At 54.6% G+C, this 13501-nt stretch carries 12 protein-coding genes and 1 pseudogene; all 13 read right to left on the bottom strand.

Annotated features, from left to right (window positions below):
* Positions 1 to 12 precede the first annotated feature (12 nt).
* Entirely contained in the window at positions 13 to 1272 is a 1260-nt protein-coding gene (locus tag A7K61_RS06185; protein ID WP_069557171.1) for an O-antigen translocase, read from the bottom strand.
* 1 nt (position 1273) lies between these two features.
* Complete coding sequence (locus tag A7K61_RS06180) at positions 1274 to 2404, bottom strand: DegT/DnrJ/EryC1/StrS aminotransferase family protein (RefSeq protein WP_069557170.1); 1131 nt, start codon at positions 2402 to 2404, stop codon at positions 1274 to 1276.
* A gap of 143 nt (positions 2405 to 2547) precedes the next feature.
* Positions 2548 to 2946 (bottom strand): FdtA/QdtA family cupin domain-containing protein, encoded by a 399-nt coding sequence (locus A7K61_RS33555; protein WP_256557711.1) that lies wholly within the window; start codon positions 2944 to 2946, stop codon positions 2548 to 2550.
* A gap of 33 nt (positions 2947 to 2979) precedes the next feature.
* A pseudogene (gene rfbC, locus A7K61_RS33550) lies at positions 2980 to 3525 on the bottom strand (dTDP-4-dehydrorhamnose 3,5-epimerase); the annotation flags it as partial.
* On the bottom strand, positions 3525 to 4415 hold the full coding sequence (rfbA, locus tag A7K61_RS06170; protein WP_069557168.1) for a glucose-1-phosphate thymidylyltransferase RfbA: 891 nt from the start codon (positions 4413 to 4415) through the stop codon (positions 3525 to 3527). The gene rfbA and the pseudogene rfbC, both read right to left, overlap by 1 nt.
* Positions 4416 to 4849: 434 nt before the next feature.
* Positions 4850 to 6202, bottom strand: a complete 1353-nt coding sequence (locus A7K61_RS06165; protein WP_069557167.1) for a Wzz/FepE/Etk N-terminal domain-containing protein — start codon at positions 6200 to 6202, stop codon at positions 4850 to 4852.
* 321 nt (positions 6203 to 6523) lie between these two features.
* Positions 6524 to 6754, bottom strand: a complete 231-nt coding sequence (locus A7K61_RS06160; RefSeq protein ID WP_069557166.1) for a lipopolysaccharide assembly protein LapA domain-containing protein — start codon at positions 6752 to 6754, stop codon at positions 6524 to 6526.
* A 24-nt stretch (positions 6755 to 6778) separates the two neighbouring features.
* On the bottom strand, positions 6779 to 7075 hold the full coding sequence (gene ihfB, locus A7K61_RS06155; protein WP_003189779.1) for an integration host factor subunit beta: 297 nt from the start codon (positions 7073 to 7075) through the stop codon (positions 6779 to 6781).
* Positions 7076 to 7205: 130 nt separating this feature from the next.
* Positions 7206 to 7490, bottom strand: coding sequence for a hypothetical protein (locus A7K61_RS06150; protein ID WP_014717621.1), 285 nt, complete (start codon positions 7488 to 7490; stop codon positions 7206 to 7208).
* A 160-nt stretch (positions 7491 to 7650) separates the two neighbouring features.
* On the bottom strand, positions 7651 to 9336 hold the full coding sequence (gene rpsA, locus A7K61_RS06145; protein WP_003189774.1) for a 30S ribosomal protein S1: 1686 nt from the start codon (positions 9334 to 9336) through the stop codon (positions 7651 to 7653).
* Between the two features lie 120 nt (positions 9337 to 9456).
* Positions 9457 to 10146 carry a (d)CMP kinase gene (gene cmk / locus A7K61_RS06140; RefSeq protein ID WP_003189772.1) on the bottom strand — a complete coding sequence of 230 codons (690 nt, stop codon included), beginning with the start codon at positions 10144 to 10146 and terminating at the stop codon, positions 9457 to 9459.
* Positions 10143 to 12353, bottom strand: coding sequence for a bifunctional prephenate dehydrogenase/3-phosphoshikimate 1-carboxyvinyltransferase (locus A7K61_RS06135; protein ID WP_069557165.1), 2211 nt, complete (start codon positions 12351 to 12353; stop codon positions 10143 to 10145). The genes cmk and A7K61_RS06135 overlap by 4 nt, the downstream gene beginning before the upstream one ends.
* Before the next feature lie 28 nt (positions 12354 to 12381).
* Entirely contained in the window at positions 12382 to 13494 is a 1113-nt protein-coding gene (gene hisC, locus A7K61_RS06130; RefSeq protein ID WP_032892789.1) for a histidinol-phosphate transaminase, read from the bottom strand.
* Positions 13495 to 13501 lie beyond the last annotated feature (7 nt).

Below are 13501 nucleotides of genomic sequence, written 5' to 3'. Positions count from 1 at the left end.
GGCAAAAAGACCTCATACAGCATTATTTTGATTTAGCTTTCTATAAATAAGAAAGTACATGACTACCAAGTAAAAACCGTAGTTAACCGCATGAGCCCACGTTACGCCAATCGGCCCACCTACCTTTGTCAACACGATTGTCAGCAGATAAAACCCGAACGCAAAAATCACTTCTGTAACGATGTACATCTTAACCATCGCCTTGCCCAGCATCAGGTAGGCAAGTATCCAACTAGCGATCTTCAGCGTGTCGCCCAGCATCTGCCATGCGAAGAAGTCTCTCATGGGGCTGAATGCACTGGTAAACAGTAAGCCGATAATGAAGTCTCTCAAGAGGTAAATCACCAATCCACAGATCATCGCAACGGGCAAAATCAGCTTATAGCCTTGCACGATCTCCTTCCTGATATCCTCCGGATTGATCAGTTCTGACAACTTAGGCAGAAAATACAAGCCCAACGTTGTTGTCACCAACAGCAGATAGGCGGTACTGAGACGCCACATGGCCTCCCAATATCCAGCGGTCTCCCAACCAAACTCCGATCCGAGATAGTTCCGCACCAAAATATGGCTGACTGGCACACATGCCGCCGTAGTGAGTGCCATGGCGGTAAACTTGGTCAAATTTATGGCAATTTGCTTGTCCAACCGACCGAGCAGATTCGAAAACCGAAACCACGGTGTTCTATAGCACAGTAAACACGTCACAAAAAAGGCGATGGATTGATAGAGCACTAGGGAGATCAATGCACCATAGAGACCGTATTGTACGACCATGATGATAGTGACCAGTAAGGAAAGGAGACTCCCGCCGATATTGGCCAGGATATATCGGCTGATTTCCTTTTTGCCATTGAGAATGGCGAGCAGCAAGGTATTGAACGAGAAAAATACAACTGTAGCAGCGCACCAAATAAAGACGCTGTACAAAGACTCATCATTAAAACACCACACCGCCAGCGGCTTGCTGAAACAGACAATCAGTATGGAAGTTACAACCGAGCCGATTAACGCAATCGTTCCCGCAGTACGCCACACCCGACGCTGTGCGTCTTCATCGTCTTTATATTCAGCAGTGTATTTAGTCACCCCATTGCTGATAGCGCCCGTCGAAAACGTCGTTACCATTTGCACAGCATTTTGAAACTGGCCTAACGCAGCATACCCGGAAGGTCCCACATAAATGGCGAGCATTTTGTTAATGCCCAGCAACGTGAGCATCTTGATAATGACGGCAATACCGTTGAGGAAGCTAGTTCGAAGCAGCGTCATATCAGGCGTCTACAGAAAAGCTATTGCAGGCCTCAACGACACGCTGAGCGTCAGCGTCGGTCATCACCGGACTGATCGGCAAGCTTAATACTTCCCGGTGGATACGTTCTGTGATAGGAAATGATTTATTGAAAAAGTCCGACTTCGCATAAGCCTGTTGCTGATGAGGTGGTATTGGGTAATGAATTAATGTTTGAACACCTGACTCAGTCAAATGACTCTGCAGCGCCTCTCGCACCTCGGATCGCACTACAAAAAGATGCCACACGTGCGAGATATGATTCATCACATCAACACTGGAATCCAATGGCAGTTTGATCAACGGATTCTTTATTCCCGCCATGTAGATAGCGGCAACGCGTCGACGCGCCTCGATCTGACCCTGCAAATATTTGAGCTTCACGCTCAACATAGCAGCCTGAATCTCGTCCAGCCGGCTGTTTACGCCCTGCACCAGATTCTTGTATTTCTCATGAGAACCATAGTTTCGAAGTGCCTGAATCATATTGACCAGTTCGGCATCACTGGAGGTAATGGCCCCTGCATCTCCCAACGCCCCTAGGTTCTTGCCCGGGTAAAAACTGAATCCTGACGCATCACCCCAATTGCCCGCACTCTTGCCTGCCACTTGCGCTCCGTGAGCTTGAGCAGAATCTTCTAGTACCAGCAGGTTCTCACGCTTGGCAATTGCATCTATTGCGGGCATGTCAGCCAACTGTCCATAGAGGTGGACAGGCATGATCAATCGAGTTTTGTCAGTCAACGCTCGCTCTATATTCTTGGGGCACAAGTTATAGGTGTCTGCGTCAGGCTCAACCAAAACCGGCGTCAGCTCGTTCTCGGTGATGGCCAGTAATGTGGCAATGTAGGTATTGGCTGGCACTATCACTTCATCGTGATCTTTGAGCTTCCCCAGCTCTTTCCACGCACGGATGGTCAAAATCAATGCATCCAGACCGTTCGCAACCCCCACCGTGTGACGGGCACCGGTGTACGCCGTGAACTCTTCCTCGAAGCGCTTGAGGCATTCGCCTTGAATATACCAACCCGAATCAATGACACGTGTCGCCGCTTCAATGAGCTCTTCACGATGAGCCGCGTTCAATGCTTTTAAATCGAGAAATGGAATCATCAAAAATACCTGACGTCGGTGCTTCGTTATGGGTGCATGAAGGCGCAGCGGTTGCTGCGCCCCGCAATCTGTAGCCGCTTGATGGGCCCGCGTTATTTAAGGCTGGCTTTCCAACCCCGGATCGCATCAAGCGTCTTGCTCAATCAAGCGTATCGTTTCACCGCACGCATGAAATCATCGTAATTTCGCAAATAGTCGCCTTCATCGTAATGATTGCTTGCAAATACCAGCAAAACGCAATCTTCACTGAAGTCGTGCATCTCGCGCCAAATCAGTTTCTTGATGTGAATGGCCTTATTCGGGGCATCCAGCCATATCGATTCCTGCTTCACGCCGTCATCGATCAGAATTCTGCATTTGCCTGACAAGCAGATAATGTACTGCTCCAACCTGAAATGCGCATGCGAGCCTCTGCTGATGCCCGCCTTGGTATTGAAAATATAATAGGCTCGCCTGACGTCGAACGGGATATCACGCCCTTGCTCCAGGGCAATCAGGCTGCCACGGTCATCTCCAATTACTTGCAACTCACTCGACGTCACATTGCCCGTCAGTGCCGAAACAGAGCACACTACTTGCGAGAGCAACGGTGCCTCTTCATCCTTCTGACTGATGATCAACCCTTCAGTCACTGGCCATTGGATGCCAATGGCGGGGTCATTCCAGTTGATCGATTGCTCACAAGCCTTGGAATAGGTATCTGTGGTCTTGTAGAGAAACTCAGTATTGTCCTCCAACGCCAAAAAGCCGTGTGCAAACCCCTCTGGAATCCAAAGCATCCGGCCATTTTTTGCGGAGAGTTCAACCCCCAGCCACTGACCAAATGTTTCCGAGCCCTTTCTGATATCCACCGCCACGTCATAGGCGCTACCTGCGGTAACTCGTACCAATTTGCCCTGGGCATGAGGATCACGCTGAAAATGAAGCCCTCTTAAGACGTGCTTTTTTGAGCAGGAGTGATTGTCTTGCACAAATGGTCGCGGGATGGGGTGACCAAACTCGGCGAGTTGTTCATGAAACAACGGCTCATTGAAACTTTCCATAAACCATCCACGGTCATCCGCGAATACTTTGGGCTCAATGATAACCACACCGGCCAGCTTGGTTTCTATAAACTTCATCAGCTCTTATGCTCAGTCAGAAGGTTCCGCAGGTATTGGCCGTATCCCGTCTTGCTCAAGTGCTGCACTTGGGTCGCCAATTGTTCTGGCGAGATCCAGCCGGCATTGAAAGCGATTTCTTCAAGGCAAGCCACCTTCAAGCCCTGCCGGTGCTCAATAGTGTGCACAAACTGACTCGCTTCCAGCAGTGACTCATGTGTCCCAGTGTCCAGCCAAGCAAAGCCTCGGCCCAACATTTCAACAGTCAGACTTTTTTGCTCAAGATAAACACGGTTCACATCGGTAATTTCAAGTTCACCACGTGATGAGGGGCGAATACTTTTAGCGACCTCCACCACTTGGTTATCGTAAAAATACAACCCCGTGACCGCATAGTTCGACTTGGGTTTGGCGGGCTTCTCTTCGATGCTGAGTACACGCCCGGCTTGGTCAAACTCAACCACGCCAAAGCGTTCTGGATCTGATACGTGATAGCCAAAGACCGTGGCGCCGGATGTCTGCGACATGGCAGATCGTAGGTTGTCGGAAAAATGCTGGCCGTAGAAAATATTGTCGCCAAGGATCAGGCATACGGGATCTGTGCCGATAAACTTCTCGCCGATGATGAACGCCTGTGCCAAGCCATCGGGATTGGGTTGCTCTGCATAACTTAGTTGCACACCATACTGGCTGCCATCACCCAGCAATTTCCTGAATCCTGGCAGGTCATCGGGCGTCGAGATAATCAAAATTTCACGGATGCCTGCCAGCATCAACACCGACAGCGGATAAAAAATCATCGGTTTGTCATAAATGGGGAGCATTTGCTTAGACACTCCCAGCGTCAGTGGGTACAGACGGGTACCCGCACCTCCGGCAAGAATGATCCCCTTACGCTTCAACATTGTCATATCTAAAACACATCCTTAACGTTCAGATCCCCCCCATTCGGGCAGAGGTTTACTCGATTATTACCGACAAAATACGACTCATCCCAAGCCACATCTGACACCATGTCAGAGCAAGTCCTTCCTATACCGACACAGCATTCACGAGCGCCACAAAGAACGTGATGATACAGCGCTCCCCCCCACCAACAAAACGAACAGTGAAAAGTCTTGTAGGGGGTAGAGGCCGACCGAACAAATGGCAATATGCCATCTCCTGGCGTGACACAGGTCACGCATGCCGGACCAAAAACGCCTTGGAGGACAGCAAGGGCTAAACACAGGGAGATGAGTTGTTATTGAATCGCAAATGAAGGTACCCAGTAAAAGCTAGACCGGGGTCAATAGTGAGCCATGACCTCTACGATCATGGCTTGCTAGGTGCGCGAGGGGCGCAATTACGATATCACCCTCTCGTGCAATGACTTACCTGCAGCACCAGCAAGCACAGGCGTGACCTCTTGCTGTTTGGCGCGACGACCACTGATGATAAAATGCCTGATCAGTGCGGCTAGAACACCCAGGATCCCCCCCACCAATACTCCAATGGCCAGTATCAATATTTTATTGGGGCTCACAGGCCTGAGTGGCTCAAGCGCTTTACGATCTATTGTGACCAGCTTCATATTGCTGATATCGAGATTGCCCAAATTTTTCAGGCGTACGACTTCGGCCCTCAGGGGCTCGACCCCCGAAAGAAACAGGTCTTCGTTCTGACGCTGCTTCAACACCTCAATTTCCCGATTGCTCTGCAGCAATTGCAACTCACGAGCAATTTGGGCAATTCGGCCCTCAGTAAAATCATCAGACTTGCGTTGCAATAACGCCGTGCGCTCAGCCGACAGTGCTTCGACACCCATGAAATACAGCGGTATCTGCTGGTTATTAATCTCTGTTCGCATCACGCTGCTGCTCTCGCTGGAACCACCCGTTTTTTCACCCAGCGCGGACGGTGTCGTCGGCTTCTCGATGCCGAGAGATTTGGCAATCGCGATTGCCTCGCCCAATTGCGCAATCCGGTCTTGCCGCGCAGTCTTGATCTGCTGACGCAAGGCTTTCAACTCGTCCTGCAACTGTGCTCGCTTAAGATTATCAGCCTCTTGGAGCGTCGCAATTCGCGCATCCTTATCTGTCTTGTAGCTGGACCGGGCAGCTTCGATCTTTCCTTCCAGCTCGGTCAGGCGATTTTTTACAATTACCCGCAAATCAGCGGCGATCTGTTCACGCTCGGCATCGATAGCATAATCAACGAATTTGTTAAGCACGCTGACGCCATCAATACCTTTCGGGTAGTTGAGTCCAAGCCCAATGTACGCACTTAATGAATCAGATTTTTTCGGGTCAGGCAGAACCAACTTGAGGGAGTCGCGATTAAAGGCATCAAAGCTTTGTTCAAGCGTGCGCCCTGGTCGCTCGAAAGGCTTGAACAACGCCTGGTTGGCCCTGAAGAAATTGAGTCGGGTCTCATAGGACTCTAACGACGCACCTACTTTGATGAGCGCATCACCTGGCGGCAATTGGTAGACTTCCGACCGATTCAAGGCATCCAGTTCGTTAATGGCCGCAGGACGCAACACACTACTTACTTGGTATTCAGGTTTCGCAGTGAAGGCATAGGCTGCCGCAGCCAGTGTTACCCCCACGGACACAAATAAAACAAGGAATTTCTGCTGCCAAACAGCTTGAAAAACTGCGGCAATATCAACTTCGCCAGAGGGAGGTACAGAAGGAACGCGGAAGCTACTACTCACAACAAAAACCTGCCTTCAAAGAGAAACTGCGGGCTCGTTATGCAGACAAAATTGCGTTTTTTTATTCTAATTGGTTGACCGCCAAAACCCAGCGTCTCTGCCAAATTTTGAGTGCACAAAATGCCTGTTATCGAGAACAGATTCCATTCTGCCATCTCTTTGGCATATTACAAGTCTTGACATGTCTGTCAGGCGATTCTGATTTTCTAGGAGAACTGTCGCAACCAACAGGGCTAGGTAGGTAGGCAGTTCAAAGCGCGCGACATGGCATGGTTTCTGACAAACGGTCGCCCGCCCTTCCCTTTCTCCTAAAACTAAACCCTAAACCACCGCCTTACCCCGACGCCTACGCATAACCACCCCCAACACCGGCCCAATCACCATCCCCACAATCAAAGCCACCACCACAAACACCGCCACCGGCATCTGCGCAGTACTCCACCCCAGGAACGACAACGCCACGCCCTGCTGGTTCTCCAGCACAAACGCCAAAATCACCAAAGCCGCCAGCATTGCAATCAATACCGCAACAACGCGCTTAACCCCACGCATACCCTTCTCCTTCCCCAAAGACACTCAGACGCCTTCTTCCTCTTCTTCGTTCACCCGATCGCGCAATTCCTTGCCCGGTTTGAAGTGGGGTACGAATTTGCCATCAAGGCTGACGGATTGGCCGGTTTTTGGGTTGCGGCCTACGCGGGGTGCGCGGTAGTGCAGGGAGAAGCTGCCGAAGCCGCGGATTTCAATGCGATCTCCGGTGGCGAGGCATTGGGACATTTGCTCAAGCATGGTCTTGATAGCCAGCTCCACATCCTTGGATGAGAGCAGCCCTTGATGGGTGACAATTCGTTCGATCAACTCCGATTTCGTCATATTTTTCCCTTCTTTTTCAAGCAGCTAGGAAAAGCGCTCCGAAGGTTTTAGCATGAGTTGATGAATTTGAACAGCCCATATATCAACTTATCTGGGGTTGAATAAACATGCTCAGCGAGCGGTCAACCCCTTACTTACAGATCACCAACATGGTCCGCGTCACCGCGCCAGCAGGGTTCCAGCCGAACAGGTAGTCGCCCTCTTCGTCCTCGGCATCACTGGAGCGGGTGATGACTTTGTAGCCCTGCATCTTGCACTCACGGGCGGCGCGCTTTTCGCACTTCTCCCATTTGTTGCCCAGGCCAGAGCAGTCGACCTCTATACCGCTGACGCCACGCTTGGCGTGGGTCTTGGCGCTGGTGGAGGAGCAGCCTGCAAGCACTAGCAAGGCGAGTATTACGATAATTCTGTTCATTCAAACCCTTATTGAGTCAGCAACGCGAAATAGCCGTTTTTAAGACTATAGTCAGTTCTGACATTGGGCTGAATGCCTTGGTTCGGTGCAGTTGCTTCATCAAATTTCAGGCACAAAAAAGGGCGACCGAAGTCGCCCTTTTTCTACAGCTTTACAGAACTTAGTTCTGCTTAGCCATTGCCTGGCGCAGCAGTGCCGCCATGGTGGTGTCAGCAGCAGCTTCCGGAGCAGCTTCTTTCAAGCTCTGGATAGCTTCTTTCTCTTCCACTTCGTCTTTCGACTTGATGGAGAGCTGAATCACGCGGCTCTTGCGGTCAACGCTGATGATCTTGGCTTCTACTTCCTGGCCTTCTTTCAGAACGTTGCGCGCGTCTTCAACGCGGTCACGGCTGATTTCGGAGGCTTTCAGAGTCGCTTCGATATCGTCGGCCAGAACGATGATGGCGCCTTTGGCGTCAACTTCTTTCACAGTGCCTTTAACGATAGCGCCTTTGTCGTTCTCTTGAACGTACTCGGAGAACGGATCGCTTTCCAGTTGCTTGATGCCCAGGGAAATGCGCTCGCGCTCTGGGTCAACCGACAGGATAACGGTGTCCAGCTCGTCGCCCTTCTTGAAACGACGAACAGCCTCTTCGCCAACTTCGTTCCAGGAGATGTCGGACAGGTGAACCAGGCCGTCGATGCCGCCGTCCAGACCAATGAAGATACCGAAATCGGTGATCGACTTGATGGTGCCGGAGATTTTATCGCCCTTGTTGAACTGGCCAGAGAAATCTTCCCATGGGTTAGATTTGCACTGCTTGATGCCCAGAGAGATACGACGACGCTCTTCGTCGATGTCCAGAACCATAACTTCCACTTCGTCGCCGACTTGTACGACTTTCGAAGGGTGGATGTTCTTGTTGGTCCAGTCCATTTCGGAAACGTGTACCAGGCCTTCCACGCCTTCTTCCAGCTCTGCGAAGCAGCCGTAGTCGGTCAGGTTGGTAACACGCGCGGTGACGCGAGTGCTTTCTGGGTAACGAGCTTTGATAGCAACCCATGGATCTTCGCCCAGCTGCTTCAAGCCCAGGGAAACGCGGTTACGCTCACGATCGTACTTCAGAACCTTGACATCGATCTCGTCGCCAACGTTGACGATTTCGGAAGGATGCTTGATACGCTTCCAAGCCATGTCGGTAATGTGCAGCAGGCCATCGACGCCACCCAGATCGACGAATGCGCCGTAATCGGTGAGGTTCTTGACGATACCTTTGACTTGTTGGCCTTCCTGCAGGGATTCCAGCAGAGCTTCACGCTCGGCGGAGTTCTCTGCTTCCAGCACGCTGCGACGGGAAACGACAACGTTGTTGCGCTTCTGGTCGAGCTTGATGACTTTGAATTCGAGTTCTTTGCCTTCCAGGTGCGTGGTGTCGCGCACTGGACGAACGTCGACCAAAGAACCTGGCAGGAACGCACGGATGCCGTTAACGTCGACAGTGAAGCCGCCTTTAACCTTACCGTTGATAACGCCCTTGACCACTTCTTCAGCTGCGAAGGCTGCTTCGAGAACAATCCAGCATTCAGCGCGCTTGGCTTTTTCACGGGACAGCTTGGTTTCACCGAAACCGTCTTCAACCGAGTCCAGAGCAACGTGAACTTCGTCACCGACATTGATAGTCAGGTCACCAGCATCGTTGTAGAACTGTTCCAGCGGGATCAGAGCTTCAGACTTCAGACCAGCGTGAACGGTTACCCAGCGAGCTTGGTAATCGATATCAACGATAACACCGGTGATGATGGAGCCTGCCTGAAGGTTCAGGGTTTTTAGGCTTTCTTCAAAGAGTTCCGCAAAGCTTTCGCTCATTTTAATTCCTGTTGATAAGGGCGAAGAATACGCCCATCTCCACACCCCAGACGGTGTGGGTCAGTTTCAGTTAAAAGAAGCCACCGCAGGACTATGACTGGTCCCCTGCGGCCTTCTTGATCACCCGGCGATATCGCGAATGGCGATTTCACTCATGATGCGTTCCAGCACCTGCTCGATGGACAGCTCCGTGGAATCCAGCTGTATAGCGTCAGCCGCCGGCTTGAGCGGGGCTACCGCACGCTGAGTATCACGCTCATCGCGTGCACGGATCTCATCTAGCAGACTCGACAGACTAACACCATCGACTTTGCCCTTCAACTGCAAGTAACGGCGGCGTGCCCGCTCCTCGGCGCTGGCGGTCAGGAAAATCTTCAGCGGCGCCTCGGGAAACACCACCGTGCCCATGTCGCGGCCATCGGCCACTAGGCCCGGCGCTTCCTGGAATGCGCGCTGGCGCTGCAGCAGCGCCTCGCGTACGGCAGGCAGCGCGGCCACTTGGGAGGCCCCCGCGCCGATACTCTCGGTGCGAATCACATCGCTGACTTCATCACCTTCCAGAATAATGCGCTGCAACTGTCCCTCGGTCGCCGCAATGAACTGCACATCCAGATGGGCGGCAAGTTTGGTCAGCAATTCTTCGTTGGTCAGGTCCACACCATGATTGTGCGCGGCAAACGCCAGCAGGCGGTACAGCGCGCCAGAATCCAGCAGGCACCAACCCAGGCGCTTGGCCAGAATGCCAGCGATTGTGCCTTTGCCCGAGCCACTAGGCCCGTCGATGGTAATCACCGGTGCTTTGATATTCACAATTGAGCCTCTTGGGCAACACGGATGCCGACTTGGGCACACAGTGTCAGAAAGTTCGGAAAAGACGTAGCAACATTGGCGCAGTCAAGGATACGAATAGGCGCCATCGCCCGCAGGGAAGCCACACTGAACGCCATGGCAATCCGGTGATCGCCATGGGCATGCACTTCACCGCCGCCCATCGGGCCACCGTCAATGATAATCCCATCAGGCGTGGGTTCACACTTCACGCCCAGGGCCAACAGACCGTCGGCCATCACCTGGATACGGTCGGACTCCTTGAGCCGCAACTCCTCGGCACCGCGCAAAACAGTGCGACCTTGAGCGCAGGCTGCGGCAATAAACAGCACAGGGAACTCATCAATCGCCAACGGCACCAGGGCCTCTGGAATTTCGATGCCCTTGAGCGCGGCGGCACGCACACGTAGATCCGCAACCGGCTCGCCGCCCACCTCGCGCTGATTTTCGAGGGCGATATCAGCCCCCATCAGCCGCAGGATATCGATTACCCCGGTGCGGGTCGGGTTGATACCGACATGCTCCAGCAGCAGCTCGGAGCCCTCGGCAATCGAGGCCGCCACCAGGAAAAACGCCGAAGACGAAATATCCCCCGGCACTTCAATACGCGTAGCGATCAACCCATGCCCTGACGCCAGCGACGCCGTCGCGCCCTGCACCGCCACCGGGTAACCAAAGCCGCGCAGCATGCGCTCGGTGTGGTCGCGAGTCGGTGCAGGCTCGGTCACCGAGGTTTTGCCCTCAGCGTACAACCCCGCCAACAACAGGCAGGATTTCACCTGGGCACTGGCCATGGGCAATACATAGTTCAAGCCTTTGAGCGATTGCCCGCCACGAATGCTCAGTGGCGGACGCCCGTCCGGCCCGGTTTCGATGATTGCGCCCATTTCCTGCAGCGGCTTGGCTACGCGGTTCATCGGGCGCTTGGACAGCGAGGCATCGCCGGTCAGCACGCTGTCGAAGCGCTGCGCCGCCAATACGCCTGCCAACAGACGCATCGACGTGCCGGAATTACCCACATAGATCGGCCCCGGCGCAGCCTTCAGGCCCTGCAGGCCGACGCCATGAATGGTCACGCGCCCATGGTGCGGCCCCTCGATCACCACACCCATGTCGCGAAAGGCCTGCAAGGTCGCCAGGGCGTCCTCACCCTCAAGGAAGCCTTCCACCTCGGTCACACCCTCGGCCAACGAACCCAACATGATCGAACGGTGAGAGATCGACTTGTCACCCGGCACGCGGATACACCCGCTCAAGCGGCCACCCGGGCTGGCGATGAAGGTCAGGACATCGGTGTTCACTGCGGTTTCCATATAGGCCCGGCGCGCAAGGATCTTGCTAAAATGTTCACGCGCCACCCGCGCCCGGGTGAACACGCCCAGCAGTTGATGGCCGTCTCCCGCATCCACCGCGTCGCGCAAGGCGTCGAGGTCACTGCGGAAGGTGTCCAGGGTGCGCAACACCGCTTCGCGATTGGCGAGGAAGATGTCATGCCACATCACCGGATCGCTGCCGGCAATCCGCGTGAAATCGCGGAAGCCGCCGGCCGCGTAACGAAATATCTCGAGGTTCTCGTTGCGCTTGGCCAAAGAATCCACCAAGCCAAATGCCAGCAAATGCGGCAAGTGGCTGGTGGCAGCCAACACTTCGTCGTGACGCTCGACCTGCATATGCTCCACATCCGCGCCCAGCTCGCGCCAGAGACGATCCACCACTGCCAACGCTGTTGGGTCGGTTTGCGCCAGCGGCGTCAGGATCACCTTATGCCGACGGAACAGCTGCGCATTGGAGGCCTCCACCCCGCTCTGCTCGGAACCCGCGATGGGATGGCCCGGCACAAAGCGCGGCGGCATGCCACCAAACGCCCGTTGTGCAGCGCGCACCACGTTGCCTTTGGCGCTGCCCACATCGGTAAGAATTGCTTGCCCCAGGTCCATACCCGCCAGTACCGCCAGCAATTTCTCCATGGCCAGGATCGGCACGGCGAGCTGGATCACATCCGCGCCCTGGCACGCAACAGCCAGGTCCGCCTCACAGCGGTCCACCACCCCCAACTCCACCGCCAACGTGCGCGATTGCGGGTCGAGGTCCACACCCACCACTTCGCCACACAGCCCGCTTTCACGCAGGCCCTTGGCGAAGGAGCCACCGATCAACCCCAGTCCGACCACCACCAGGCGACCGATCATAGGCACAGCAGGTTGCAATGCAGTGACATCAACCACGGGCCAGAACCTTGGCCAGCGCCTCAAGGAAGCGGCTGTTCTCAGCCGGCAAACCGATGGTGATACGCAGGTGGTTCGGCATGCCGTAGTTGGCCACCGGGCGCACAATCACGCCCTCGCGCAGCAAGCCCTGGAACACCGGCGCGGCCACTTGGCCGAGGTCGACGCAGATGAAGTTGCCCTTGGACGGAATCCAGCCCAGGCCCAGCTCACGAAAGCCTTCCTGCAACTGCAGCATGCCGCTTTCGTTGAGGCGACGGCCTTCTTCCAGGTATTCGGCATCCTTCACCGCCGCACAGGCGGCCGCCAGGGCCAGGCTGTTGACGTTGAACGGCTGACGCACGCGGTTCAGCACATCGGCGACCACGGGCGTGGACAAGCCATAACCGACCCGCAGCGACGCCAGGCCGTAAGCCTTGGAGAACGTACGCGACACCAGCAGGTTCGGGTAGGCCGCGAGGAAATCCAGGCCGTCGGGCAAGTCGCTGCCTTCGGCGTACTCGATGTAGGCTTCGTCCAGCACGACCAACACGTGCTCCGGCACATCCTGCAGGAATTCGTTCAGTGCCTGCTCGTCAAACCAGGTGCCGGTCGGGTTGTTCGGGTTGGCGATAAACACCACGCGGGTGTGCTCATCAATGGCCGCCAGCATCGCCGGCAGATCATGGCCCCAGTCCTTGGCAGGAATCACGCGAGCATCCGCCCCCACCGCCTGGGTCACGATCGGGTAGACCGCAAACGCGTGTTCGCTGAACACCGCGTTCAAACCTGGCGCCAGGTAGGCACGGCCGACCAGCTCAAGGATGTCGTTGGAGCCGTTACCCAAGGTCACTTGATTCAGCTCGACCCGGCACTTGTCCGCCAGCAAAGACTTGAGCGCAAAGCCGTTGCCATCGGGATAGCGGGTCAGCTCGGCCAGCTCTTCACGAATCGCTGCCAACACTTTAGGGCTCGGCCCCAGCGGGTTTTCGTTACTCGCCAGTTTGACGATCTTGGACGGGTCCAGATTCAACTCACGGGCCAACTCGTCCACAGGCTTGCCTGGAACGTAAGGCGAGAGTTGTTGCACGCCCGGCTGCGCCAGGGCGAGGAAGTTGCCACTCATGTCAAAG

This window comes from Pseudomonas sp. AP42, from assembly GCF_001728935.1.
Taxonomy (GTDB): domain Bacteria; phylum Pseudomonadota; class Gammaproteobacteria; order Pseudomonadales; family Pseudomonadaceae; genus Aquipseudomonas; species Aquipseudomonas lactis.
This window is presented reverse-complemented; position numbering and strand designations above follow the sequence as displayed.

Bases quoted from the DNA above. Each gene is read 5' to 3' on its own strand.
- A7K61_RS06185 (WP_069557171.1), bottom strand. From the start codon at position 1,272: ATGACGCTGCTTCGAACTAGCTTCCTCAACGGTATTGCCGTCATTATC.
- A7K61_RS06180 (WP_069557170.1), bottom strand. From the start codon at position 2,404: ATGATTCCATTTCTCGATTTAAAAGCATTGAACGCGGCTCATCGTGAA.
- rfbA (WP_069557168.1), bottom strand. From the start codon at position 4,415: ATGACAATGTTGAAGCGTAAGGGGATCATTCTTGCCGGAGGTGCGGGT.
- A7K61_RS06160 (WP_069557166.1), bottom strand. From the start codon at position 6,754: ATGCGTGGGGTTAAGCGCGTTGTTGCGGTATTGATTGCAATGCTGGCG.
- ihfB (WP_003189779.1), bottom strand. From the start codon at position 7,075: ATGACGAAATCGGAGTTGATCGAACGAATTGTCACCCATCAAGGGCTG.
- A7K61_RS06150 (WP_014717621.1), bottom strand. From the start codon at position 7,490: ATGAACAGAATTATCGTAATACTCGCCTTGCTAGTGCTTGCAGGCTGC.
- rpsA (WP_003189774.1), bottom strand. From the start codon at position 9,336: ATGAGCGAAAGCTTTGCGGAACTCTTTGAAGAAAGCCTAAAAACCCTG.
- A7K61_RS06135 (WP_069557165.1), bottom strand. From the start codon at position 12,353: ATGATCGGTCGCCTGGTGGTGGTCGGACTGGGGTTGATCGGTGGCTCC.
- hisC (WP_032892789.1), bottom strand. From the start codon at position 13,494: ATGAGTGGCAACTTCCTCGCCCTGGCGCAGCCGGGCGTGCAACAACTC.